Genomic DNA, 23,449 nt, shown 5'->3' with positions numbered 1-23,449 from the left:
GGTTCCGCGGGGAGGACGTCTCTTCCGGCCGTCTCATGAGGAGAGTCACGCGTGGCACCCATCCCGGTCACCCCCCTGCGAACGCTGGACGCCCCTGCCGCCACCGCCCTGGGCGACATCGACGAGCCGGTGGTCGTCCGCGGCCTGCAGGACCAATGGCGTGCGCGCGACCTCTGGACGACGGAATTCTTCCGCCGCCGGTACGGAGAACTGCCGGTCCCGATCCGGAATTACACGGCCGGCTCCGAGTACGACTACACGCTCTCGGAAACCACCCTGAGCGATTTCCTGGACTACTGGGAGAAGACCCCGGCCGATACCGCCCTCGACGGGGACCGCCAATACCTCGCCGAGTGGAATTTCGTCCGCGACTGCCCCGCACTGCTCGAAGACTTCACCATTCCGGAGATCTTCTCCGACGACTGCATCGAGAGGCTTCCGGAACAGGTCCGCTTCGGCCGGATGTGGTTGTTCTTCGGCGAACCCGGCTGCTCCACCGGCCTGCACCGCGACACCTTCTCCACCAGCGCCTGGCTCGCCGTCCTCAGCGGCAGCAAGCGCCTGCGCCTCGTGGCACCCGAGGCCGGCAGGGCGCTGCGGGCCGGGGACGGCCTCTGGTCGCAGGCCTCGTACGACGAGGTGCTCCGGCCGGCGGGCGCCGTCCTGCACGAGGTGACGCTGCGGGCCGGCGACACCCTCTACATCCCCGGCGACTGGTTCCACGAGGTGCGCAATCCCGAGCGCAACCTCATGCTCACCGCCAACTTCGTCGAGGAACGCAAACTCCTCACCTTCCTCTCCCAGTTCGAGACGCGGCTCATCGAGCCCATCTCCGTCCTGCGCCGGGCCCGCAACGCGCACGTGCGCAAGTGGGCCGACCGGGAGGGGAGGGCCGCGCCGGCCGAGCTCGACGACGCGGCCTTCCGGGCCGGGGAGGCCGCCTGGGTGCGCGAGATGACGGCCGAACTCCAGGAGTACGGGGAGGCGTTGGCCCGGTGGGGCGGCGCGGCCCCGTCCGCGGGGCCGGAGGCGCCGTCCGATGCCGGCTGAGCGCCGCGCGGGACCGGCCGAACGCCGCGCGGTACCGGCCGAACGGCCCGAGCTCGTGGTCGCGTTCGACTCCATGCCGGGCACGATGGAACAGCCCGCCTGGAGCGACCACAGCGGCCTGCAGCTCGCCGCCCTCACGACCCGCCCGCTCGTCGCGCACCGCCCCGGCGGGCCCGCCCTGGTCGGCGCCCGGTCCCTGAGCGGTTCCCCGGACGGGCGCCGGCACGAGTTCGCCGTCCGCCCGGGCGCGCGCTGGGCGGACGGCACCCCGCTCACGGCCGCCGACTACGCCGGGACCCTGCGCCGGGCGGCCGCCTCCCACACCGCCACGGGCTACTGGCTGCGCCACGTCGAACGGGTGCACGCGCGCGGCGACCGCCTACGGGTGACCCTCACCGAACCGGACTTCGGGTTCCCCCTGATGACCGCCCTGCCCGCCCTCGCGCCCCACCGCGGCCCGCGCGAAGGCGTCGGCCGCTACCGCATCACCCGGGCGGCGGCCCGCACGATCGTCCTCGACCGGGCCGGCCACTGCGCCGAGGGCCCCGGGCGCATCGTCGTCCGCCGGATCAAGAGCCCCGAGCGGGGCATCGCGGCCTTCGCCGAAGGCCGGGTCGACGTCACCTCCGACACCGCCTTCCCCCTGCACCGGCTCCCCGAGTTCGCGGCGGACCCGGCCCTGCGGACCGGACCGCTCGGCATCGTCGTCGCCGTCTGCTTCGAAGGCGGCCTGCTCCGCCCCGAGGCGGACGGGGCCCGGCAGGCCATCCGGGCCGCCCTGACGGCGCCCGGCGCCGAAGCCCTGCTGCCCGCGCCCCTGTTCGCGCGCCGCGGCTTCCTGCCCGTACGGGACTTCGCCGCGGCCTTCCACGCGGCGGCGCGGCGCCCGCCGGCCCCGGCCGGGCGGCTCGCGCAGCCCGCGCCGGGGAGCCGCTACCGGCTCGCGTACGACACGTACTACCCGAACCGGGAGCTCGCCCGGGCGGCCGCCCGGCTCCTGGGGCGGGCGGGCATCGCGGTGGACCTCGTACCCGACCGGTACGAGGCCCGGTCGCGCCCCGCCGACCTGCGCCTCAACCTGTTCCGGGGGCTGCGCCCCGACCCGCTGGGCATCCACCGCGGGCTGGTCTTCCTCGAGGCGCTGCGGACGCACGAGTCGCTGGAGTCCTACCTGAAGGTGCTGCGGCACTACGACAGCTCCCCGCAGACACCCGAGACGCTGGAGGAGGCCGCGCGGGAGCTCGACGCCATCCTGCTGCGCGACGCGCTGTGCGTACCGCTCGCCGAGGTGCCCGGGATCTTCCTGGCGCGGCCGGCCCGGGCGCCCTGGGAGTGGGCGTGACCGGGGACGGGCGGGACCCACGGGGCATCCAGGACCCGCAGGGCCCGCCGGCCCCGCAGGGCACACCGGGCCCGCGGGGCACGCCGCTGGACCGGCTGCGGAGCCGGTTTCCCTCCGGGGTCATGCTCCGCGCCGGGACGGCGATCGCGGTCGGCGCGTCCGGGGAGCTCCTGGTGATCGGGGAGAACGGGTTCGGCGTCGAGGGCGCGGGCTCGGACGACGGGCTGCGGGAGCTGGCGGGACGCCTCACCAGAGGCCTGACCTGGCCCGATGAGCCCCCTGGGGCCCCCGGGCCCGCCGGGCCCGCCGCCGGTCCGACGCCCCGGCAGCTGGCCCTGCTGGAGGTGCTGGAGGCGCGCGACATGCTGGTGCCGCTGCCCCGTACCGAGTCCGTCGACCAGTACACGAAGCAGCGTCACTGGTTCGCGCACTTCGACCCGCGGCCCGAGGACGCCATGGAACGGATCGCCCGCCACCGGGCGGTCGTCGTGGGCTGCGGCGGAACGGGGTCCATCGTCGCCACCCACCTGTGCGCAATGGGCGTGCGGGACCTCCTGCTCGTCGATCACGACCGGGTCGAGATCACCAACTTCAACCGGCAGTTCGGCTACCGGCGCGGCGATCTGGGCCGGCCCAAGACGGAGGCCCTGCGGGAGTTCCTGCGCGAGCGGTACCCGGACACGTCCGTCACCACCGCCGAGGTCTTCGTCGACGAGGACACGGTCGGGCGGATCGGCCCCGCGACCCCGGGCCCGTGGACCCTGTTCTGCTGCGCGGACCGGCCCGTGGGCACGCTCGCGGCGCTGCTGGCCGGGCACGCCCGGGCCGGCGGCGGCTCGGTGATCTTCGCGGCCGCCGGGCTGGAGGAAGCGGCCGTGGGCCCCCTGCTCAAACCCGAAGCGGACGGCGCCCACCGGGAGTTCGCACGCGAGATGACGGAACTGGCGGCGCTCGCCCGCCGCGCGCTCACCGATCCGGTGATGAGCGCCTCGCTCGCACCGGTGAACACCGTGACCGCGGCATGGATGGTCGGCGAGTGGACGAACGGCGTGATCCTCGGCCGGACCACCCGCGCCTCGAACGCACGGTTCGTCGTCGACCTCGGAAACTCGACCACGCGCGATGAGAGGAAGTGGGGATGACGAACTCCCCCGGCCCGCAGGCGGTCACCGTCGAGGTGCGGCACGAACGCGAGGGCGGCCCCCTGTCCGAGCGGGCCTGGGCCCTGCGCGAGGCCTTCGGCGTGGAGACCGCCGAGGAGACCGTCACCCTCGCGCCGGTCTCCGTCCCCCTGAACGGCATCACGCTCGTCACCGGCTTCAGCGGGACCGGGAAGTCGAGCATCCTGCGGGAACTGTCCCGCCTCACCCGGGTCCGTACGGTCGCCGATCTGCCGCCCGCCGACCCCCGGGACCGTGTCATCGACCTCTTCGACGGCGAGGTCGAGGCGACCGTCTCCTGGCTGGGAAGGTTCGGGCTGGGAGAGCCCCGGCTGATGATGTCGAGGCCGGAGCACCTCTCGGACGGGCAGCGGCACCGGCTGACGCTGGCGCGGCTGGCGACCGGCGGTCCCGACGGCAGCGGCGGCGGGGGTGCCGGTCGCGGCGGTCCGATCGTCGTGGACGAGTTCTGCTCGAACCTGGACCGCACCACCGCCAAGGTCATCGCCCACAACTTCCAGCGGGTCTGCCGCTCCTTGCGGCTGAACGCCGTCGTCGCCACCGCCCACGACGACCTGCACGAGTTCCTCGCCCCGGACGCCCACGTCCGGCTGGACTTCGACGGCACGGCCGGGAAGACGGCGGGCGGGTACGTGCCCGGCCGGCGCATCGAGAAGTGGATCGGCGAGGAGTTCGCGGAATCGGCGGGAGGGCGCTGCGACTACGAGCGGCTGGCCGACTACCACTACCGCGTCGAGGACGAGCGGTGGATCGACTGGGAGAACCTCGTCACGGAGGTGCGCACCATCCGCGTCGGCGGCATGCTCGCCGCCGTGAAGGTGTTCTGCCGGCCGTTCCCCCGGGAGTTCGAGGCGCTGGAGACGCTCCGCCGGATCAACGAGTCGGTCCTGCTGCAGGAGCGCGTCATCGTGCACCCGGCGTTCCGGGGGCTCTCGCTGAACGCGCGGATGTGGCCGGGTACGGGTACGGGCGCGGGCACCGGTACGGGTACGGGCGCGGCCGCCCCGGAGCGGAGGATCATCTTCGCGCAGTCCGCCCTGGGCCGGCTCTTCCCCTTCCACCTGCGGGCCGGCTACCGCAGCGTGCCGCACCCCTCGGAGACCCCGGTCCAGGAGCAGATCGACCTGGTCACCGCCCTGCGCCGGCACGACCCCGGCCTCAACCCCAACTCCACGCAGGCACTCGCGGGGCTCCTCGGGACCCTGTCCGAGGAGGACCTTTCCGGCATCCGGGAGCTGGCCGCCGCCGCGTTCGTGATCGCGACCCGCCGGCAGATCGTCTTCCTGGCGGAGCTGGCCGGTGTCGAAGCACGGGAGGCGGACCTGGAGTTCGTCGGCCGCGCCTCCCTCGAAGCGGCACGGACCGCGGACCCCGGGTCCCTGGCCGTCATGGTCGAGACGGCGACCCCGTTCCGCATGGCCGGCTTCGTCCGGCACTGGTCCCCCGAGCACGGATGGCGCGTAACGACGGAGGGAACCCATGCCGAAGAGGACGCTCCGGCCGCTGCCGATGTCACTGCCTCCGCTCTTACCGCCCCGGCCGGTGCCGCCGTCGCCGGCGGCTGAGCGGCCGGTCGGTGTGGACGGCTCCGCGGCGGCCGAGATCGCCGGCCTGCTCGGGGAGGTACGGGATTCCACCGGTGTCCGCATCGACCTCTTCGTCGAACGCGTGCGCGGCGAGGAGCAGTTCCTGCTCGACGACGCACCCGCGCGCGGGGAGTCGTTCCGGCAGACGGGCTTCTCCGTGAGCATCCGGCACCGCGGGGCCGTGGGCCACGCGGCGGTCAACAGCCTGTCCCACGAAGGGTTCCGGCTCGGGCTCGAGGCCGCGCTCGACCGGGTCCGGGCCGATGCCGGGGCGGCGGGCAGGGCCGGGGCCGCGGGCCGTGGCGGGGCCCCGGCCCGCGTACCGCACCCGGAGCGCCTGGCCTCCGTACTGCACCGGGCCCTCGCCCGCTGGGAGCCGCCGGACGGTGGCGGCGGTCCGGCGCGGATCGCGGCGGCGCAGGCCCCCGAGCTGCTCCGGACCGCCCGCGCGGCGGCCCTCGACGCGGCGCGCGGGGGCGGCGGCCTGGACTCGGTCTCCGTGTCCTACTCCGCCGTGGCCAGGGACTTCGTGCTCCTGGGGCCCGGCGTCGCGCACCTCCAGGCCGACCGGCCGCGGCACCTGCTCTCCTGCCGGGCCATCGCGGAGGCCGGGGCCGGCGGCGTCGGTACCGGCCCGGGCGGCGCGTCCGTCGGCTACCGGAAAGCGGGCGTCCGGGACCCCGGAGCGTGGCTGCCCGGCGGGCGGGCCGCCGGCGCGGGGGAATCCGGCGCGGGGTCGTCCGGCGCCGGGGAGGCCGGCGGAGCCGGGTGCCCCGACGCCGTGGCCGTCGGCCGCGGGGCGGGCCTCGCCGCCGTGGCCAAGCGCGGGGCGGGGCCGGTCTCCGAGCGGAACGTCACGCTCGTCATCGCCGCCGGTGCGAGCGGGGTGTTCGCGCACGAGCTGCTGGGCCATCCGCTGGAGAGGGACGTCGCGGCGGCCGGACTCGCGGGCGCGGCCCGGCGGGTGGGCGACCGCGTCTGCCCGGTCGCCCTGGACGTGACCGACGATCCGGGGCTCCCGGGAGCCTGGGGCAGTTACGCGTACGACGACGAGGGGGCCGCCGCCCGCCCGGTGCGCCTGGTCCGCGACGGCGTGATCACGGGCTTCGTCGAGGACGACGGGCGGCGCCGCAGGGAGTCCTTCCGGCATCCGCCGGTGTGCCGGATGAGCAACGTGTGCATCGGGCGCGGCACGGCGGATCCGGCCGCCCTCCTGTCGTCCGTCGCCCGCGGCTACCACGTGTCCCGGCTGGGCGGCGGGGAGGTCCGCGCGGACGGCACGTTCTCCCTCGGCGCGGTGGACGTGCGCCGCATCCGCGACGGGCGGCCCGCCGAGCCGGTCGCCGACGGCGTCCTCACCGGGAACGTCGCGGCCGTCCTCGCCGGCGTCAGGGGCATCGGCGCCGACTTCGCGATGGGGAGCCCGGCCTCCTGCGCCAAGTTCGGCCAGGAGGTGCCCGTCGGGGACGGCGGTCCCACGCTCCTCGTGACCGGGGCGGACCTCGGGCCGCCGTCGGGCTGAGCCGCGCGCGCAGCCCCGTACGCGGGCCGCCCGGACCGGCACGAACGCACCGTACGACCGCCCCGTACGCACGCCCCGCACGCCCCGCACGCCCGCACCCGTACGACCGCGCATCCGATCCAAGGAGACGAGAAAGACTTGATCACGGCAGACATCGCCATCGTCGGCAACGGCATCCTCGCCCTGTCCACGGCCTTCGAGCTCACGCGGCGCGACCCGTCCCTGTCGGTCGCCGTCATCGGCCCGGACGACCGCGCGGGCGCGGCCACGCCCGCCTCCGGCGCCATGCTGAACTGCTTCGCCGAGATCACCAAGTACACGCTGCGCTCCGACGCCTCGCGCGCCAAGTTCGCGATGTGCCGGGACGCGCTCGCCCTGTGGCCCTCCTGGCTGGACGGGATCGTCGAGGCGTCCGGCCACGACCGCCCCCACACCGTCTCCGGGACGGTCGTCATCGAGAACGCGGTCTCCGGCGAGCTGGACTCGGAGAACTTCGACGCCATGCTCGACGCGGTCGCCAAGTACGGCGAGCCCCACGAGCTGATCGGCCCGCGCTCGATCGTGGGCCTCGACCCCACTCCCACCGCGCGGCCGCTGCGCGCCCTGTTCCTGCCCGAGGAGGGCGCCGCCGACAGTGGGGCGGTGTACGGGGCGCTGCGAGGCGCGCTCGTGGCGCGGGGGGTCCGGTTCCTCCCGTACGCGGCCAGGGCGCTCACGCGCGACGGCCAGAGGGTGACGGGCGCGGAGCTGGAGAACGGCGACCGGCTCCTCGCGGGCACCACGCTCGTGGCCGCCGGGGCGTTCACCACGCCCCTCCTGGACACCGTGCTCGGGCCGGACGAGGTACAGCCCGTGTTCTCGGGCACGGGGATCGCGGCGGTCACGCACCGCACGGAGTCCACGCCCTTCCGGCACGTCGTGCGCAGCGTCAACCGTGCGGGCTCCTGCGGGCTGCACGCCGTCCCGTTCCCGGACGGGCGCGACTACCTCGGCGCCACCAACGTCGTCTTCGCCACCCCGAGGACGCTGCCGTCGGCGGGTCTGAGCCATTTCCTCCTGCAGTGCGCGATCGACCAGCTGAACAACGGCTTCGCGTTCGCCGAGATCGCCGAATGGCGCGTGGGCAACCGGCCGGTGTCCCTGGACACGTTCCCGCTCCTCGGCCCAGGGCCGCTGGAGGGGCTGCACATCGCGACCGGCACCTACCGGGACGGCTTCCACAACAGCCCGCTCATCGCGGAGATCACGGCGGACGCGATCCTCGGCGCGGGCAGGTCCGCAACGGGCGCCTCCACTACGGATGCCTCCACGACGGATGCCTCCCGAACGGGCGGTCCCTACGCGCACCCGTTTCTCCCGACCCGCCGCCCGATCAGTGTGTTCACCGCCGCCGAGAGCGCCGGGGAGACCGCCTACCAGGGTGCGTGCACGGGCTTCGAGGCCTCCCTCGTACTGCCGCGGCTCTGGCGGCACCAGGCGGTGCCGACGCTGTTCGGCGGGGGCGCCGCGCACCTGTACGAGGATCTGGCCACGGCGAACGGCCCCGCGAACAACTCGGATTACGGATTCTCGCCCGACCTCGTACCGTTCCTTGTCGCGGGCCTGTTCAGTGAGGACGGCCCCGACCGCGAGGCCTATCTACGGGTGAAGTCGCTGCTCGGCAGCCGCGGAGCCTCTTTCGGACTGGAGACGGCACGTTGACCACGGATTCGAGCGAGATCGCGCACAAGGACGGCGCGGAGCCGGAAACCTCGGGGGACGGCGGGAACACGCCGGTTCCGGGTACGGCCCGGCGGGTGGCCCTGCCCTTCTACGTGTACGCGGTGTTCGCGAACTCCCTGTTCCAGCGGGGCGTGTTCGTCCTCTACCTGGCCCACCAGGGCTTCTCCATCGCGCAGATCGCCCTGCTCCAGACCACGATCTACATCATCAGTGCGCTGGCGGAGGTGCCGACCGGGTTCGTCGCCGACCGCGTGGGCCGGCGGGCGAGCATCGTGATCGGCCAGGGCCTGATCGCCGCCTGTCTGGTCGGGCAGGTGACCCTGACCGGCTTCCCGTGGTTCGTCGTCCTGTTCGCCCTCCAGGGCATCGGCATGGCCTTCGTCTCGGGCGCCGACACCGCGCTCCTCTACGACCTCCTCAAGCGGCGCGGCGCCCAGACCCACTACGTGAAGGTGAAGTCCCGCTACGCGACCTTCGGCGCCACGACCACGGCACTGGCCATCGCGCTGGGCGGCACCCTGCAGAAGGTCTCCTGGGAGCTGGTCTACCTGGCTTCGGCGGGCGCGCTCGTGCTGGCCGCGACCGTCCTGCTGACCCGGGTTCCGGAGATGGACGGCCGCGAGGCGGCGGAACTGGACGAGCCGGCGGAGTCCTCTCCGGAGGGCGAGGAGCTGGGCAGGGCGGCGGTCCTGCGCAATCTGACCCCGCGCCTGGCGTCCCTGGTGGTCGTCTCGGGCCTGATGCACGCCACGCTGACCCCGTACTTCATCTTCACCCAGCAGGCGCTCAGCGCCCAGGGCCTGGCGACGACCCTGGTCAGCGTGGTGATGTCGGCGGGCTTCCTCATCGGCGGCTTCGCCCCCCTGCTGGCCGACCGGGCCGACCGGCGCCTCGGCGTACACCTGCTGGTCCCGCTCACCCTGCTGGTCCTGGCCGGCGCCCTGGGCGTGAGCGGCCTGGGGCTGGCCTGGCTAACGGTGGCGGTCTTCCTCCTGTCGGTGGGCGCACCGGACATCACCGCGGTCGTGGTCGACAACGTCTTCAACGAGGGGGTGCCCTCGCGCTACCGCGCGAGCCTCCTCTCGATGATCACGTTCGTCGAATCCCTCCTCATCGGCTGCGGCTACCTGGCCCTGGGCAAACTGGTCGACGTCTTCGGACCGAGCGAGGGCTTCGCCTGGTACGCGACGGTCCCGATCGCGGCCCTCGTCCTCAGCGTCCCGTCCCTCCGAAAGGGCCAGTGGGTCAAACCCTGACACCGGCCACCGGAAGACGGGGCATATGCCGAAACCCCGCAATCCCCACGGAATGCCTTCACCTTCACCGACCCCCGATCTCACCATGTGGGAATCGTCCGGGATCGTTTCCGAAACGATTAGGAAGTGATCTAGGGTCTGATTGGTTCCTTACGGGGGTTGGGGATAAATTGATGCGCTTACATTTCACAGCCAACGATCTCGCCCGAGTCCGGCTGTGGGTCATGGGGCCATTGGCCGAGACCCAGTGGGTGTTACGCACCCTGAGGCAACGGCCCGAGAAATCATTGTTCCAGGGGTGGCGCACGCAGGCGCTGTTGCGCAGCCCTTCCCACGCGGCCTCACTGGGGCACTTCCTCGCCCCGCTCCACGGGGGAGCCGCCGACCTCTTCACCATGATCGGCCGCACCGACACGGTCGAGGAGGGCATCGACCGGCTGCTCGAACTGCCGACGGCCCGGCTCCACAGCGAATTCCGCGATATTCCCGACATCGCCCATCGCATGCCGGCCTGGCTGCGGCCCATCGTATCCGGGGACTTCAAAGTCCAGCGGAAGTTCGCCGCGGACCTCGCGGAATGCCACCGGACATTCATCCAGCCGCACTGGCCGCGAATCCAGGCCCATCTTTCCGCGGAATGCGACAAAGGCGCCCGGCTCGTCGCCGAAGGCGGTGTGGAGCAACTGCTCGAACGGCTGCATCCCTATCTGCGGTGGAATGCACCCACCCTGGAGATGCCGCTGTACAACCCGTTCGTGTTCGACGCCGATCTGCACCTCGAAGGACGCGGCCTGATCCTCGCCCCCTCGTTCTTCTGCCCCGCCGAACCGCAGTTGTTCGTCCCGGCGGACGGCGACGGGACCCCGGTCCTGATCTACCCCGCGTCCCGCGAGCCGGGGGACGTCGCGGCGGTGCTCTCCGCGGGCTCGACCTCCTCCGAGGCGCTGCAAGGACTGCTCGGACGGACCCGGGCCGCCGCCCTGGAGGAACTCGGCAGCAGCGCCAACACGACGATGCTGGCCAAGCGGATCGGCGTTTCGGTGGCGGCCGCGAGCCAGCACGTGGGCGTCCTGCGCCAGGCCGGCCTGATCATCTCGCGGCGGGAGCAGAACTCCGTGTGGCACTCGCTCACCCCTCTGGGCAGAGCGCTCCTCGACGACGGCGCCGGGCTGCCGGCGTAGCCCGCAACGCGCCGAGCCCCCGGGGCCACGGGCTCCGGGGGCTCGGCGTGCCTTCACGAGCTCGTACACGGGCCCTTGTCCGGGGCCCTGCCCTTGTCCGGGCCCCTGCACGGGGCTCAGCGCGCGTTCGCGGGCTCCTTCCGGTCGAGCAGGAACGTGCGGTCCCGTACGGTCACCGCGTGGGCCGGCCACGGCTGCCGGGACGGCGGGCTCAGTTCCGCCGGGTGGAAGTACGTGCCGACCACCTCGCCGGCGAGCGCCGCCGGGGCGGCGGCCGCCGAGGTCAGGACCACCGGGATGCCCGCCCCGCTCGCCGTGGCGGCCGCCTCGACCTTGCTGGCCATGCCGCCGGTTCCGGGCCCGCCGCCCACCGGGCCGATGCGCACGCCTTCCAGGCCGGACCCGGTGGGGACCTCCGGGACCCGGCGGCTCGCGGGATCCCGGGGATCCCCGGTGTAGAGGGCGTCCACGTCCGACAGCAGGACGAGCGCGTCCGCCCCGACGAGCTGTGCGACCAGTGCGGCCAGCCGGTCGTTGTCACCGAAGCGGATCTCCTCGGTGGCGACGGCGTCGTTCTCGTTGACGATCGGGACCACACCGAGCTCCAGCAACTGCCCCAGCGCCCGCCGGGCGTTGTCGTAGTGGGTCCGCCGCGTGACGTGGTCCGAGGTCAGGAGGACCTGGCCGACGCCGAGCCCGTGCCGCCGGAAGGAGGCGGCGTACCGGGCCACGAGCAGCGCCTGGCCCACGCTCGCGGCCGCCTGGTGCGTCGCGAGGTCCCGCGGCCGGGCGGTGAGGCCGAGCGGGCCGAGGCCCGCGGCGACCGCCCCGGAGGACACGAGGACGATCTCCGCCCCACCGCGCCCGCGTACGGCCAGCGCGTCCACGAGTGCGTCGATGGCCACGGTGTCCGGGGTGCCCGCCGGTGTGGTCAGGGAGGACGAGCCCACCTTCACCACCAGCCGGCGGGCCCCGGCGACAGCGGTTCTCAGGGCGGCCACGGTCACTCCACCACGTAGAAGCCCCGTGCCTCCATGGCACGGAAAGCGGCGTAGTCGGCGGCCACCTTCTGGGGGTCCTCGTGCACGAAATCGACCACGCCGGGCGAGGTGAACAGGCCTATCGTCCGGTCGATGGCGCCGCCGACCCGGGCCCGCATCGTGGAGTGCACGAAGGTCTCCAGGGCCCGCAGTTCGTCCATGCGCGGCAGGTCGGTGAGCTTCCCGCCCACCGGCGAGACCATGAAGCCGTGGTACATCGCCTTGCTCGCCCGGTAGCGGCCGCCGGCCCGGGCCAGGAGCCGCTCCGGTTCCAGGTACGCCTCGATCGTGAGCGCGAGCTGGTCGGTGCCGAGGGCCCCCCGGATCGATGCCGGGTGGGTCGCGCCCTGCAGTCGGGATCCCACCTCGATGAGCACCGGTCCGTCCTGGGTCATCATGATCTCGAAGTGGGCCGGTCCGTGCCGGATGCCGAGTGCGTCGAGGACGCCCAGCGCGTACTCGGCGAGCGCGTCCTGCAGGTCGCCGTCCCGGGGCAGGAGTTCCTCCAGGCAGGAGATGTAACCGGCGCCCTCCACGCGCTCCTTGCGACAGCGCCAGATGTCGCAGACGAACGCCTGCCCGTCGCGGCTGACCGTGTTGACGATGTACTCGGTGCCGGACAGGAAGAACTGGACGAGGACCTCCTCGTTCTCCAGCCCGATCTGGTTGACCCGGCCGAGTATCCCGTCGGCGGCCCGGAAGACCTCCTCGGGAGTGCTGCAGAAGACGACGCTGTCGGCTCCGCAGCTGTTCAGCGGTTTGACCACGACCGGGAACACGTCGAGGCTGCGGGCCCATTCGGCGGCCTTGGTGGGGTCCGAGGTCCGGTACTGCTCGGCCGTCCGCAGGCCGGCGGCCCGTACGGTCTGCGCCATCAGGTACTTGTCGCGGCGGGCCGGGCTGAGCCGGCTCCCGTTGGTGAGGAGGCCGAGCCGCTCGCTCAGCTCGTCGGCCAGGTTGACTCCGCTCTCCGCCCCCGCGATGACGAAGTCCGGTGCCAGTTCCTTGAGTTCGGCGGCCAGCGTCTCCGAGTCGAAGAGCTCGACGGTGAACAGCGAGCGGTCGTAGGAGTTGCGGTAGACCTCCGGGACCTCCGGCCCGCTCAGCACGCTGATGCAGGCGTGGCCCAGCTCCCGCAGTTCACGGGCGAGGCCCGCTCCGGAGGAGAATCCGTCGACGATGGCGAACAGTTTCATACCTTGACTTCCGTGACGTGGGCCGCCGCCGGCCGGGCCGGCTCGGCGGACCTGAACTTCGCGTAGAGGGCGTAGAGGACGAAGGCGAGGGCGACGAGGATGCCCACGAAGGAGGACGGCGAGAACGGGTACCTGCCCAGGGCCTGTTGCAGGCCGAAGGTGACGAGCGGGCCGATCGCGATGAGGATCCCCGTGGTGGCCATGTCGGAGCGGGCTATGCCCAGTTGCAGGAAGTACAGCGGCAGCATGATCACGAGCACCGATGCCACCGCGATCGCCGTCAGCTGACCGGAGGTCACCTCGACCGGAACGTCGAAGACCTGGATGCAGACGGCACTGGACACGATCAGGAGCGGGAAGCGGAACGCCATGACGTCGGCGGCGGCCAGACCACCGTCGGCCAGCCGTTTCGCGATCACGTTGTTCCAGGCGGTCGTGGCCCCGCTGACGATCGCTCCGGCGATCCCGAGGACCGCGCTCGAGGCGCTCAGCTCGCCGACGGCCGAGGCGCCGGTCGCCGTCAGCACCGCGAGGAAGGCCACCGAGCAGAAGATGCCGGCCGCCGCGACCGCGTCGCTGCGCACCACCCGGTGGCCCGCCACGGTCAGCAGGGCGATGCCCAGGGTGGTGACCGGAATGACCGCGGAGTTCACCGCGACCACGACGGCCGGCTCGATGTGCTTCAACGCGAAGATGAACGACAGCCACATGACCGCGGTCGTGACGTTGATCCGGACCAGGTCGCCCCGCTGGGACCTCGCCCTGCCCAACAGACCGCGCCCACGCGCCAGTTGCGGGATCGAGAACATCCCCATGGTGACGGTGAACGCGATCAGCACCATGACGAAGATGTTCACCTGGTGCAGGATGTCCGCGAAGAACAGGTCCCGCCCGGACGAGAGCGACACGTAGATCAGCGTGCAGACCACTCCCGCAAGGGACCGGTCACGAGCAGTGCTCATTTCGATTCACCTTTCCGACCGGCCGCCGGCCCCCGGGCCGAGGGCCGTGCTGGCGGTATGCCGTGCTGGCTGCGCTACGCGACGGCCGTGCTACGCGACGGTGAAGGAGAACCGCTCGTTCATCTTCCGGGCGCCGGTGAAGAACTCCACGGCGCCTTCGACCCGGTCGATGACCTCGTCATGACCGGAGGCCTTCGCGATGTCGATCATCCAGTCCCAGGACTGCCCGACCGTGATGTCCTTGGTGAAGTGCACCTTGCCCAGGGCGAAGGCGATGTCCTTCAGGTTGTGAGGGGTGATCAGCGAAGCGAAGTGCCGGACCAGACCCGGGTCGAGCCGGCTGCTGATCGGCTGCCGCTCCAGCAGCGTGGGCTCGATCGTCGGGTCGTAGAGCGATCCGTCCGCGAAGATGTCCTCGGGCGAGAAGTCGCTGCCGGTCTTGAAATCGAGGCACAGGGTCCAGCGGCTGAGGGTCGAAGGATTGACCGCGGAGTGCATGTTCGCGGCGTCCAGGAACCAGACCTGACCCTTTTCCATACGGAAGACCATGTCCTCCTCGGAATTCACGCAGTACGGATTGTCCTGGAGCGTGATGAGCACCCGGTAGTAGTTGTCACTGGGATCGGCGAGTTCGAGGAAATCCCGGTGGGGGATGATCGACCAGTCGACCACGTTCCTCAGGCGCGCCATGAACAAACGCTCCTGCGAGAAGCACCTGTTCACCACGTCCGCGATGTGGGGCACCTCGTCCAGCAACGAGGTCGGCTTCGGCGCGGAGTCGGCGTCCCGGAACACGCCGTCGTCGCGCTTCCCCGAAACGTTGAGCAAGGGCATGTTCGTCCACTTGCCGGCGGTGAACTCGTCGTACTTGTCCTGCGGGTGCGGAAGTTCCTCGAGGCGGGCGATGTCTGCGGCGAGCAGCACGTCATCCAGAGGGAGCCGACCAAGAATGGTTGAAGCCACTGAATCTCCCAAGCAAGGCGGAAAACCGTTCTGATGGCCCTGATACAACCCCAGGGCCGAAGACCGCCGCCATGTCATTAAGCGCTGCCTTAACCTCCACCCCGGCACCCTTTTCACCCCGCCCCGAAACCCCGCCCCGAAACCCCGCTCCCTCCACCGCCCCCGACACCCCTCCCCCACCGAGGACCGCGGTCCGCCCCGCCGGCCGGCGGACCCCACGCACACGCCGACCGCCCCCACGACCGGAGCTCCGCCCCGCGCCCCGGCACCCCGCCCCCTGCCCCCACCCCCCGACACCGCGCGGAGCCGCATATCCCGAATGCGGATCAAGCACCACCCGCTACACTGACCGCGGTGGCCCGGCCTCACGGCCAGGTCTCCACACGCTCGCCTTCGTAGCTCAGGGGATAGAGCACCGCTCTCCTAAAGCGGGTGTCGCAGGTTCGAATCCTGCCGAGGGCACATGGGCAAAGGCCCCCAGTCGATCATGGCTGGGGGCCTTTGACATCTACGGGGGCGGGCTGTGCCCGAGGATCTCCATGACGACGCGGGGCGCCACCCCGGCGGCGGTCCGCAGCGTCGCGCAGACGTGCCGGGCGTCATGCAGCCGGATCACCCGGAGCCGCGGCAGGCGACGGCTGAGGAGGCGTCGCTCCTGGGGATCCCGATCAGCCGCTGGGTCGGCCGAGTCCGGAGACCTCTCGGCCACGCGGTGGCCCCGGCTGTCACAGGTGCGTTGTACGGTCCGAACCATGGCTAAAAGACCGACAACGAGCTGGCGCGAGGGTGTAGCCAGTGAGGCCGAGCAACTCGCCGCCGGGACCCTGGATCCGGACTGCGCCTGCATGGCCGAACTGTTTCCCCATGAACTCCTGGTGGCGACCGACGCCGTCCTCGACTCCTTCGAGGCAGAGCTGGTCGGATTGAGCAGCGCCGCGGACGCCGAGGTCTTCGCCGTGGTGAAACGCGTCGTCCTGGCCTTGAACGCCGTGGATGAGGTCCACTCCGGCTACGAGACAGGTGAACGCGAGGCGCTGTGCGCATACATCGACGAGGCTCTGACCGAGCACGGTGTCGATGTGGTGGCGCTGACCGCCCGGCACGGACTCGGAAGGCACGAACTCACCGACGAGTGGCGAAACTGGTAGGGGCTGCTGACATCCGCAGCTGACATCAACGACGCCGGACGGAGGCGTACCTGTGCACCTCCGTCCGGTCGTCGCCCTGTGGACAGCGGCAGAATCTCCGGCCCGGCCCTTCTTGCGTGGCCGGTGGTTCGCCGGCCGGGTGGGGGTCGCCGATCATGGGCGGAGAAGCGAGGTGTTCCCATGGCCGTCTTCCTGTGCCGCGTCTGCCGCCGGGCCGTGACCCCGGACGTCAACGAGCTGCCCCTGCCCGACCCCGACGGGGACGAGGGGTGGTACCGGCCCGAGGCATCGCCCACGGACGTCGATGGGCATACCGACGGGCCGATCGTGCGGATGGCGCCCGGGACCTTCGCCGTCGACCCCGAGCCGTCCGGGCCGCCCTACGTGCTGGACGAGGCCTCCGGGCTGCTGGTGGAGTCCGGGCCGCGCCGGACCGTCGTGCTCAATCCCGGCGACGGCATCGGGCTGGAGGCGCACCCCGATCTCGCGATGCGCCGCGGCTACTGCTGCGGGATGGACGGCGAGTGGGGGCCCAACCTGGTGTGCGCGTGCGGGGCCGTCATCGCGACCGTGTACTCGGACTGCTACCAGGTCCAGGAGATCAGGCTGCAGCCCGACGCCGTCGAGCGGTCCGGGTGATCGTCCGGACCGTCACGGGGGTTCGGTGGCCGGCAGGGTCAGGCGGGCCCGGGCTCCGCCCGACGGCGGGTTGGTGAAGGTCAGGCTCGCGCCCAGGGCCTCGGCCTGGCCCGCGGCTATGGTCAGGCCCAGGCCGTGGCCCTTGTTCATGCCCTCCGTGCGGAACCGCTGCGGTCCGCTCGTCAGCAGGTACTCCGGGTAGCCCGGGCCCGAGTCCGTCACCGTCAGGGTCGGGCCGTCCACCGTCACCGTGACCGGGGCCGCGCCGTGTTTGTGGGCGTTGGCGATCAGGTTGCCGAGGATGCGCTCCAGGCGGCGCCGGTCCGTCTCCAGGCGGAGGCGGGACCGTACGACCAGACCCGTGACGGCCGGGGGCGTCGCCGTGGACGGTGCGCCGATCGCGCGGGCCGCCAGGTCCGCGAGGTCGTACGAGTCCAGGTCCAGCCGCTCGCTGCGCGTGTCCAGGCGGGAGATCTCCAGCAGGTCCTCCGTCAGCGAGCGCATCGCCCGCACCCGGTCGCGTACGAGCTCGGCCGGGCGGCCCGGCGGGAGGAGTTCGGCGGCCGCGTTCAGGCCGGTGAGCGGGGTGCGCAGTTCGTGGGCGACGTCCGCCGTGAAGCGCTGCTCGGTCTCCAGCTTGCGCTGGAGGGAGGCCGCCATGGTGTCCAGGGCGCCCGAGACCGCCGCCACCTCGTCCTTGCGGCGCGGGGAGTCGTTGACGCGGGCGTCCAGGTCGCCCGCGCTGATCCGGCGGGCCACCTGCGCCGTCTGGTGCAGGCGGCGCGTGATCCGGGTGACGCCGAACGCGCCGATCAGCAGCGTGCCGCCGATGGCCAGCACCGAGGAGCCCAGGATGGCCCGGTCCAGGTCGGCGATGGTCTTCTCGCTGACGCTGTAGTCCACGGCCGCCGCGATCACCCGGTCCCCGTCGGCGGGACCGGCCGCCCACATCGCGGACCTGCCGCGGTGCTCGCCGACGGCCGTGCCGCGCTTGCCGCCCGCCGCCAGCTCGCGCAGCTCGTCGGGCAGGCCGTCGGGAAGCAGACCCTCGCCGCGCGGGGTGCTCGCGCCGCTCTCGTAGAGCCCGGTGACCCGGTCGAGTTTGGCGAGCGCGCGCTCGCGGGCCACGTCGACGGTCTGACGGGTCATCGCGTCGTGGACGAGGGCGCCGAGCAGTGCGGCGAGACCGCAGCACATGAGGGTGATGAAGACCGCCGCCTTCCAGGTGAGGGTGGCGGTCCAGGAGGGGAGGCGAAGGCGGGGGGTTCGCAGGCGCGGGGTTCGGCGGCGCGGGCTCATCCGGTCTGCTCCCGCGGGGTGCGGAGGACCTCCGTCAGCCGGGGCGCCATCACGCCCCGGTCCGGGCACCACGACCAGACGTCGCGGGACTCCGTCCCGGGCGTACCGGTCGCCGACCGCAGGATGAGGTCGTGCGCGGCGAGGTCCACGCTGATGACGCGCTGCGTCTCGTTCATGATCCGGTGGACCCGGCCCTCGCGGACCGCGTACGCGCGGATGTTGAGGTGGTGATCGGGCTGCTCGATGCCGAGGATCAGCTCGTCGCTGCCGTCCCCGGTGAGGTCGCGGTAGTGCGCCTGCCGGACGAAGCCGTGCACGTGTCCGTCCCCGTACCCGTCGCCGACGTACGGGTCCTGCGGCGCCCGCGGCCGTTCGGAACCGGCGGCCGGAGCCGTGCCCCGGCCGGCCGAGGCGTCCGCCCGGTCCTGCGCCAGGTCGGCGTCGAGGACCTCCAGGGGCGGTACGTCGCGCAGCCCGCCCTTCGTCGGCGGTACGGAGACCCCCGCGACCGGGTGCGACAGCAGCGGCTCGCTCCCCCGGCCGGCCTCCGGCGGGGCGGGCGGCCGCTCGGGCCACAGCCGGTGCGGACCCTGCGCGCGGGGCGCGGGCTTGGCCCGGTCCGCGGCCTGCACTCCGCCGGACGCGCCGCAGCCCGTCAGCGCGCACAGCCCGGCGGCCAACGCCACGGCGGCGCCGAGCCGACGGGCCGTCGCCCTGCCGGGGGCGGGCGCGGAGTCGCGGGGTCTCACGCCACCAGGTCGGCGTAGAAGATGACGTTGTTCGTGCGGTGGCCGTCCTTCAGCTCGCCGCCGCAGGTCAGCAGGCGCAGCTCGGCGCGGTTCGTGTCTCCGTAGACCTTGTCCGTCGGGAAGTCCTTCTTGTTGACGTCCTCGATCTCGCGGATCTTGAACTTCGCCGTCCTGCCGTCCTCGCGCGGGACCTCGATCACGTCGCCGAGCTTGATGTTCTTGACGTTCTTCATCAGGGCCGGCCCGTACTTCGTGTCGAAGTGCGCGACGAGGACGGAGGCGCCCTGCTCCCCGGGGGTGACGCCCTCGGCCCACCAGCCGGGGTTGTTCGCGTCCGTGTCGGCGTTGGGCACGCCCAGTTCGCCGTTGGCCGGGTCCACCTTCAGGTCGACCATCTTCTTCGCGTCCACGCCCGCCGCGTCGATCTTCATCCCGGTCGGCTTCGACTTGGGCAGGGCGGGGGCGGTGTCCGCGACGGGGGCGGCGGCGGTGCTGCCCACCTTGGGGTCCGGGGGCAGCTTGGCACCGCCGTCGCCGCACGCGGTGAGGGCGCCGATCCCGATCCCGGCGCCGGCGAGCGCGAGGACGGCGGATGCGACGCGGGGGGCGGTGCGGCGCGCGGGGGCCGGCGTCGGGGTGGACGCGGGCGTACGGGTGGCGGTGCGGGTCATGGCGTACTCCGAGGCGGTGCGGACGTGGCAGGAACTCGTGGCGGGCGGGGCGGCGGGCCCGGCCGTGGGGGCGGCGGGCCCGGCCGTGGGGGCGGCGGGCCCGGCCGTGGCCCGGCCCGCCGTCCCACCCCGTACAGCGGCCCCCCGAAGGGGGGTCAGCCCTCGGCGCGGTTGCGGCGGAGCATCGCGAAGCCGAGGCCGCCCGCGCCCACGGCGGCCATGCCGGCGCCGCCGGCGATCAGGAGGGTGCCCTCGCCGGAGCCGGAGCTCTCGACGCCTTCGGCGCCGGCCCGCACGCCGCCCTTGGGGGTGACCGGCTTGGCGGGCTTGTCGGCCGTGCCGGTGCCGGTGCCCTTGTTGACCGCCGGGAAGTCGTAGTACTTGGTGCCCTCGCCCTCGATCGTCACCTTCAGCTGCGGCTTGGCGCTGTCGGCCTTGACGATCTCGAACTTCTGGCCGTTGTTCTCGGCGCGCGGGCTCTTCTTGGTCAGGGTGGCCTGGACCGTACCGGCCTTGGTGCCGTTCGCGGCGTCCTTGGGGCCGACCTTCAGCACGGCCTTCGGGCCCTCGGCCGCCGTGTTGGTCAGGTCGGCCATCGTGCCGCCCCCGACGTAGACGCCCGAGACCTTGACCGCCGGCTGCGGCTTCGGCTGCGGCTTCGCCCCGTCCTTCTTGGAGGTGACCTTGCCGTCCGCGGACAGGGTGAAGGTGTACCCGTCCACCTTCTTGGAGTCCGCCGTGCCGAACGCCTTCAGGGTGGCCTTGACCCCGCCCTTGGCCGGGAGGATCTCGGCCTCGTAGCCCTTGACCGTCAGGTCCATCGTCGGGCCGTTGCTGACGTGCTTGAAGACCTTGGCGTACCAGCCGTCGCTCAGCTGCTGCGTGCCCGCGTCCTCCCGCCTGGTCTCCTGCTTGGCCTCGGGCTTCGCCTCGGGCTTCGCCTCCGGCTTCGTCTCCGCCGGCTTCGCCTGGTCGCCCTGGGGGGAGGCCGGGGAAGCCGTGGAAGGGCCGGCCGGGGACGGGGCGTCCGCCGCGAAGGCGTGGGCGGCCGGCAGGGCCAGGGCGGTGACGGCTCCGGCGGCGACGGCGGCGGTACGGAAGGTGGCGCGCATGAGTGGTTCCCCTCGGGTCGGCGTCGCCTGTGGTCTCGGTCCGGGCGCTCCACCCGTTTCGAGTGGTTTGCCCCGGCGACGAACACGACGTTACGAGGGTCATGTTTTGGTAATCCGTCGGCAATGTAACGGTTGTCGGGACGGTGACCCGCGAAGCCGTTAAGGCCCCCGCCGGGCTCCGGAACCTGGCTCCGGCCGGGACCAAAGTCCCAGGTCGCGGACGTACGAAAGCCCTCCCGGCCGGAACCGGAAGGGCCTGCGTGACGATGGTGACCGGGTCGGACCCGGCCCGCCCTCAGCTCAGTCCTCTGCTGCGCTCGCCGATGCGGTCGCCCTGCGGGGTCCCTGCCCGCTTGAGCTCCGCCTTCGTGTGCGCCCCGCCCTTGACCTTGCTCCGGACCGGACCTTCGAAGCCGTGCGCCTGCGCGACGCGCGGCAGGCGCGTGGCCTCCGCCGCCTTCGCGACAGCCGCCTGGAAGTCCTGCTTCTGCTCTTTGCTCATCCCGTCGTCACTCCCTCAAGACTCGGGGCACCCAATCGGACTACTCGGATCGTATGCACATATACATACCAACGCACCCGGACCGGACGTAAAGAATGGTTGATCAAGGCCTCGGCTGATCCGGCCGGTGCGGCGGCCCCAGCAGCTCGACGACCAGCTCCTCCGGACACGGCGTCCCCCGCGGCAACTGGTACTTCGCCGCCACCCGGTACTCGCCCGGCGCCGGCGCCAGCAGCTCCGTCCACACGTCCCCGGTCGCGTCCGGGACCGCCTTGAACAGGCACCCGCCCGTGTTCGCGTACTGCTTCGGCTGAGGCTTCGGCTTCGGCTCGGCGGACGCGCCGGAGGAGGTACCGGCCGAGGCACCCGTCTTCGGCGTCTGCTTCGCGGCCTCCTTCGAGGCCTCCGTCTCCTGCGGCGGCGCCACCGGCTTGCCCTCGGCGTCCACCAGCCCGAGCCACGGCGAGTGCGGGATCCGCACCAGCACCCGCCCGGCCCGCTTCACATCGATGACCAGCTGGTCGGCGCCGGCCCGCACCACCGTCGCGGGACCCGCGACCAGGTCCGTCGGATCGACCACCTTGAACAGCTGCCAGTTCGCGTCGCCCCACACCTGCTGGAGGTACGGGAGCCCCTCGCGCACCAGCTTCGCCTCGTCGCGCCCGCCCTCGTCGGGGTTGTCGGCGGGCAGCACCACGTAGTGCACGGCCCAGCGGTCCAGCCATGCGCGGTAGCTGTCGGCCGTCAGGGTGTCGTCGTAGAAGAGCGGGTTGCGCTCCAGGTCGGCCTGCCGGTTCCAGCCGCGCGCCAGGTTCACGTACGCGGGGAAGGCGGAGGACTCCCGGTGACTGCTGGCCGGGACCACCTCGACGCGGCCCCGGTCGGCGTTCGCCTTCTGGAGCTGGTCCACCAGCGGCGCCAGCTCCCGGCTCCAGGAGGCCAGCGGAGTGGTGCGGACGATGTCGGTGACGCTGTTGACGGTGATCCAGGCGGTCACGCCGACGAGGGCGAGGACCAGCCCGTACCAGCGGCGCGTACGCCTCGGGCGCACCACGGCCCCCGGTCGCACCACGGCCCCCGCCGCTCCCGCGGCCCCCACCGCCTCCGCGGCCCGGCCGCGCGAGGACTCGTACGGAAGCGCCGCGAGCAGCACCGCCCCGCCGAACAGCATCGCCAGCCGGGTCACGTTCGACCCGACCTGGGAGTCGACCGCCCAGGTCACGGCCACCCCGAGGGCGTAGATCGCGGACGCCGTCCGGACCGTCTTCCAGCCCTTCGGTACGAGGAACAGCGCGGCCAGCGCGCACCCGAACGGCAGCGCCGCCGAGACCAGCTTCATCGGCTGCGTCCCGGAGAAGGGGAACAGCCACGCCGACAGACCGACCACCACCACCGGGGCCAGCCCCAGCGCGTACGCACCCGGACGCCGCCGGTTCAGGAACAGCGCGGCCGCGATCACCCCGAGGAACAGCCCGGCGACCGGGCTGGAGGCGGTGGCCAGCGCCGCGAGCGGAGCCGCCACGGCGGCCTTCGCCCAGCGCCGCTCGGCCCATTTGCGGGGCCAGCAGAAGACGGCGGCGACGGCCCCGAGCGCGAACATCACGCCGAGCCCGAAGGTGACCCGGCCCGAGACGGCGTTGCACAGCAGCCCGTACACCCCGGCCAGCGCGGGCCACAGCGGCTCGCGCACGGCCCCGCGGCAGCGGGTCAGGATCAGCGCCAGCAGCCCGGCCGAGACCGTACCGGCGATCATGATCGTGGTGCGGACGCCGATCATGTACATCACGTACGGCGAGACCACGCTGTACGAGACCGGGTGCATGCCGCCGTACCAGGCGAGGTTGTACGCCGAATCGGGGTGGCGGCCCACGAACTCGGCCCAGGCGTCCTGCGCGGCGAGGTCGCCGCCGCTGTTGGCCACGGCGAAGAACCAGACCAGGTGCAGCAGTGCGGCCACCCCGGTGGCCACGGCCACCGGATGCAGCCGCGCCCAGCCGAGGGCGGGCCCGAGGACACGGCGGAGGGGGCCGGCGCCTGCCGGGTCCGGGTGCGGACCGTCCTGCCGCCCGCGTTCACCGTCCCGGTCCTGCGCCCGGTCCGAGTCCCGACCTCGGCCCCGGCCCTGATCCGGGCCCTGGGCCAGGTCCTGCGTCTGCCGCTCAGCGGTGGTCACGCCGACGTACTCCCCAACACGACACGATGAATCTCCGGTGTCCTATCCGCTCCGGCCCGTTCTGGTCGTAGACGCGATCCGGCGCCCCCGGGTTGCCCCCGGGCGCCCGAACGCCCCAACCCCAGTCAAAATAAAAAAAAAACCAAACCCCCAGA

20 protein-coding genes, 1 tRNA gene and 2 pseudogenes are annotated in these 23,449 nt (G+C 72.6%); 12 read left to right on the top strand and 11 right to left on the bottom strand.

Annotation, left to right across the window (positions count from 1 at the left end):
* Positions 1-51 precede the first annotated feature (51 nt).
* The 8 genes from ACWGDE_RS04640 to ACWGDE_RS04605 all read left to right on the top strand — a co-directional run bounded on the left by ACWGDE_RS04640 (position 52) and on the right by ACWGDE_RS04605 (position 10,840).
* Positions 52-1,050, top strand: a complete 999-nt coding sequence (locus ACWGDE_RS04640; RefSeq protein ID WP_453387505.1) for a cupin-like domain-containing protein — start codon at positions 52-54, stop codon at positions 1,048-1,050.
* Positions 1,040-2,392: an ABC transporter substrate-binding protein gene (locus ACWGDE_RS04635; RefSeq protein WP_453387504.1), complete on the top strand. Its 1,353-nt coding sequence runs from the start codon at positions 1,040-1,042 to the stop codon at positions 2,390-2,392. Before ACWGDE_RS04640 ends, ACWGDE_RS04635 begins: the two co-directional genes overlap by 11 nt.
* A gap of 122 nt (positions 2,393-2,514) precedes the next feature.
* Positions 2,515-3,534, top strand: a complete 1,020-nt coding sequence (locus tag ACWGDE_RS04630; RefSeq protein ID WP_453387503.1) for a ThiF family adenylyltransferase — start codon at positions 2,515-2,517, stop codon at positions 3,532-3,534.
* A complete protein-coding gene (locus tag ACWGDE_RS04625) occupies positions 3,531-5,138 on the top strand; it encodes a hypothetical protein (RefSeq protein WP_453387502.1) in 1,608 nt (535 codons plus the stop codon). Before ACWGDE_RS04630 ends, ACWGDE_RS04625 begins: the two co-directional genes overlap by 4 nt.
* A 13-nt stretch (positions 5,139-5,151) precedes the next feature.
* Positions 5,152-6,681, top strand: coding sequence for a TldD/PmbA family protein (locus tag ACWGDE_RS04620; RefSeq protein WP_453387501.1), 1,530 nt, complete (start codon positions 5,152-5,154; stop codon positions 6,679-6,681).
* A 138-nt stretch (positions 6,682-6,819) separates the two neighbouring features.
* Positions 6,820-8,382 carry an NAD(P)/FAD-dependent oxidoreductase gene (locus tag ACWGDE_RS04615; RefSeq protein ID WP_453387500.1) on the top strand — a complete coding sequence of 521 codons (1,563 nt, stop codon included), beginning with the start codon at positions 6,820-6,822 and terminating at the stop codon, positions 8,380-8,382.
* Positions 8,379-9,659 carry an MFS transporter gene (locus ACWGDE_RS04610; protein ID WP_453387499.1) on the top strand — a complete coding sequence of 427 codons (1,281 nt, stop codon included), beginning with the start codon at positions 8,379-8,381 and terminating at the stop codon, positions 9,657-9,659. Before ACWGDE_RS04615 ends, ACWGDE_RS04610 begins: the two co-directional genes overlap by 4 nt.
* A gap of 317 nt (positions 9,660-9,976) precedes the next feature.
* Positions 9,977-10,840 (top strand): ArsR/SmtB family transcription factor, encoded by an 864-nt coding sequence (locus ACWGDE_RS04605; protein ID WP_453387498.1) that lies wholly within the window; start codon positions 9,977-9,979, stop codon positions 10,838-10,840.
* Positions 10,841-11,010: 170 nt separating this feature from the next.
* On the opposite strand, the pseudogene proB reads toward ACWGDE_RS04605, so the two are convergent.
* From proB to ACWGDE_RS04585, 4 genes and pseudogenes are all read right to left on the bottom strand, one after another.
* Positions 11,011-11,841: pseudogene (gene proB / locus ACWGDE_RS04600) on the bottom strand (glutamate 5-kinase); the annotation flags it as partial.
* A gap of 2 nt (positions 11,842-11,843) precedes the next feature.
* Positions 11,844-13,076 (bottom strand): ATP-grasp domain-containing protein, encoded by a 1,233-nt coding sequence (locus ACWGDE_RS04595; protein ID WP_453387497.1) that lies wholly within the window; start codon positions 13,074-13,076, stop codon positions 11,844-11,846.
* Positions 13,073-14,038, bottom strand: coding sequence for a hypothetical protein (locus ACWGDE_RS04590; protein WP_453387496.1), 966 nt, complete (start codon positions 14,036-14,038; stop codon positions 13,073-13,075). Before ACWGDE_RS04590 ends, ACWGDE_RS04595 begins: the two co-directional genes overlap by 4 nt.
* Before the next feature lie 90 nt (positions 14,039-14,128).
* Positions 14,129-14,962 carry an aspartyl/asparaginyl beta-hydroxylase domain-containing protein gene (locus ACWGDE_RS04585; RefSeq protein ID WP_453387495.1) on the bottom strand — a complete coding sequence of 278 codons (834 nt, stop codon included), beginning with the start codon at positions 14,960-14,962 and terminating at the stop codon, positions 14,129-14,131.
* Between the two features lie 428 nt (positions 14,963-15,390).
* On the opposite strand from ACWGDE_RS04585, the gene ACWGDE_RS04580 reads away from it, so the two are divergent.
* A tRNA-Arg gene (locus ACWGDE_RS04580) sits at positions 15,391-15,463 on the top strand.
* Between the two features lie 58 nt (positions 15,464-15,521).
* Here ACWGDE_RS04580 and ACWGDE_RS04575 read toward each other — a convergent pair.
* A pseudogene (locus ACWGDE_RS04575) lies at positions 15,522-15,623 on the bottom strand (tyrosine-type recombinase/integrase); the annotation flags it as partial.
* A 130-nt stretch (positions 15,624-15,753) separates the two neighbouring features.
* On the opposite strand from ACWGDE_RS04575, the gene ACWGDE_RS04570 reads away from it, so the two are divergent.
* Together ACWGDE_RS04570 and ACWGDE_RS04565 are read left to right on the top strand one after the other, a co-directional pair.
* Positions 15,754-16,149: a hypothetical protein gene (locus ACWGDE_RS04570; RefSeq protein WP_453387494.1), complete on the top strand. Its 396-nt coding sequence runs from the start codon at positions 15,754-15,756 to the stop codon at positions 16,147-16,149.
* Between the two features lie 180 nt (positions 16,150-16,329).
* Complete coding sequence (locus tag ACWGDE_RS04565) at positions 16,330-16,788, top strand: hypothetical protein (RefSeq protein ID WP_453387493.1); 459 nt, start codon at positions 16,330-16,332, stop codon at positions 16,786-16,788.
* Between the two features lie 12 nt (positions 16,789-16,800).
* Here the strand turns inward: ACWGDE_RS04565 and ACWGDE_RS04560 are convergent, their stop codons facing one another.
* The 6 genes from ACWGDE_RS04560 to ACWGDE_RS04535 form a co-directional block, all read right to left on the bottom strand.
* Positions 16,801-18,087 (bottom strand): ATP-binding protein, encoded by a 1,287-nt coding sequence (locus ACWGDE_RS04560; protein ID WP_453387492.1) that lies wholly within the window; start codon positions 18,085-18,087, stop codon positions 16,801-16,803.
* Entirely contained in the window at positions 18,084-18,836 is a 753-nt protein-coding gene (locus ACWGDE_RS04555; protein WP_453387491.1) for a hypothetical protein, read from the bottom strand. Before ACWGDE_RS04555 ends, ACWGDE_RS04560 begins: the two co-directional genes overlap by 4 nt.
* Positions 18,833-19,507: a sortase domain-containing protein gene (locus ACWGDE_RS04550; protein ID WP_453387490.1), complete on the bottom strand. Its 675-nt coding sequence runs from the start codon at positions 19,505-19,507 to the stop codon at positions 18,833-18,835. The genes ACWGDE_RS04555 and ACWGDE_RS04550 overlap by 4 nt, the downstream gene beginning before the upstream one ends.
* Positions 19,508-19,662: 155 nt before the next feature.
* Positions 19,663-20,619 (bottom strand): hypothetical protein, encoded by a 957-nt coding sequence (locus ACWGDE_RS04545; protein WP_453387489.1) that lies wholly within the window; start codon positions 20,617-20,619, stop codon positions 19,663-19,665.
* A gap of 295 nt (positions 20,620-20,914) precedes the next feature.
* A complete protein-coding gene (locus ACWGDE_RS04540; RefSeq protein WP_453387488.1) occupies positions 20,915-21,121 on the bottom strand; it encodes a hypothetical protein in 207 nt (68 codons plus the stop codon).
* A 103-nt stretch (positions 21,122-21,224) separates the two neighbouring features.
* Positions 21,225-23,105 (bottom strand): MFS transporter, encoded by a 1,881-nt coding sequence (locus tag ACWGDE_RS04535; RefSeq protein WP_453387540.1) that lies wholly within the window; start codon positions 23,103-23,105, stop codon positions 21,225-21,227.
* Between ACWGDE_RS04535 and ACWGDE_RS04530 the strand changes: the two genes are divergently transcribed.
* Positions 23,100-23,324 carry a hypothetical protein gene (locus ACWGDE_RS04530; RefSeq protein ID WP_453387542.1) on the top strand — a complete coding sequence of 75 codons (225 nt, stop codon included), beginning with the start codon at positions 23,100-23,102 and terminating at the stop codon, positions 23,322-23,324. The genes ACWGDE_RS04535 and ACWGDE_RS04530 overlap by 6 nt on opposite strands.
* The last annotated feature ends 125 nt before the right edge of the window (positions 23,325-23,449 follow it).

This window comes from Streptomyces sp. NPDC054956, assembly GCF_053609185.1.
Note: the sequence above shows the minus strand (reverse complement) of the source record. Positions and strands in the feature narration are given on the sequence as shown.

What these genes read in the sequence shown, in the direction of transcription:
- ACWGDE_RS04635 (WP_453387504.1), top strand. Translation starts at nt 1,040, where the DNA reads ATGCCGGCTGAGCGCCGCGCGGGACCGGCCGAACGCCGCGCGGTACCG.
- ACWGDE_RS04630 (WP_453387503.1), top strand. Translation starts at nt 2,515, where the DNA reads ATGCTCCGCGCCGGGACGGCGATCGCGGTCGGCGCGTCCGGGGAGCTC.
- ACWGDE_RS04625 (WP_453387502.1), top strand. Translation starts at nt 3,531, where the DNA reads ATGACGAACTCCCCCGGCCCGCAGGCGGTCACCGTCGAGGTGCGGCAC.
- ACWGDE_RS04595 (WP_453387497.1), bottom strand. Translation starts at nt 13,076, where the DNA reads ATGAAACTGTTCGCCATCGTCGACGGATTCTCCTCCGGAGCGGGCCTC.
- ACWGDE_RS04590 (WP_453387496.1), bottom strand. Translation starts at nt 14,038, where the DNA reads ATGAGCACTGCTCGTGACCGGTCCCTTGCGGGAGTGGTCTGCACGCTG.
- ACWGDE_RS04570 (WP_453387494.1), top strand. Translation starts at nt 15,754, where the DNA reads ATGGCTAAAAGACCGACAACGAGCTGGCGCGAGGGTGTAGCCAGTGAG.
- ACWGDE_RS04565 (WP_453387493.1), top strand. Translation starts at nt 16,330, where the DNA reads ATGGCCGTCTTCCTGTGCCGCGTCTGCCGCCGGGCCGTGACCCCGGAC.
- ACWGDE_RS04560 (WP_453387492.1), bottom strand. Translation starts at nt 18,087, where the DNA reads ATGAGCCCGCGCCGCCGAACCCCGCGCCTGCGAACCCCCCGCCTTCGC.
- ACWGDE_RS04550 (WP_453387490.1), bottom strand. Translation starts at nt 19,507, where the DNA reads ATGACCCGCACCGCCACCCGTACGCCCGCGTCCACCCCGACGCCGGCC.
- ACWGDE_RS04545 (WP_453387489.1), bottom strand. Translation starts at nt 20,619, where the DNA reads ATGCGCGCCACCTTCCGTACCGCCGCCGTCGCCGCCGGAGCCGTCACC.
- ACWGDE_RS04540 (WP_453387488.1), bottom strand. Translation starts at nt 21,121, where the DNA reads ATGAGCAAAGAGCAGAAGCAGGACTTCCAGGCGGCTGTCGCGAAGGCG.
- ACWGDE_RS04530 (WP_453387542.1), top strand. Translation starts at nt 23,100, where the DNA reads ATGCAGCCGCGCCCAGCCGAGGGCGGGCCCGAGGACACGGCGGAGGGG.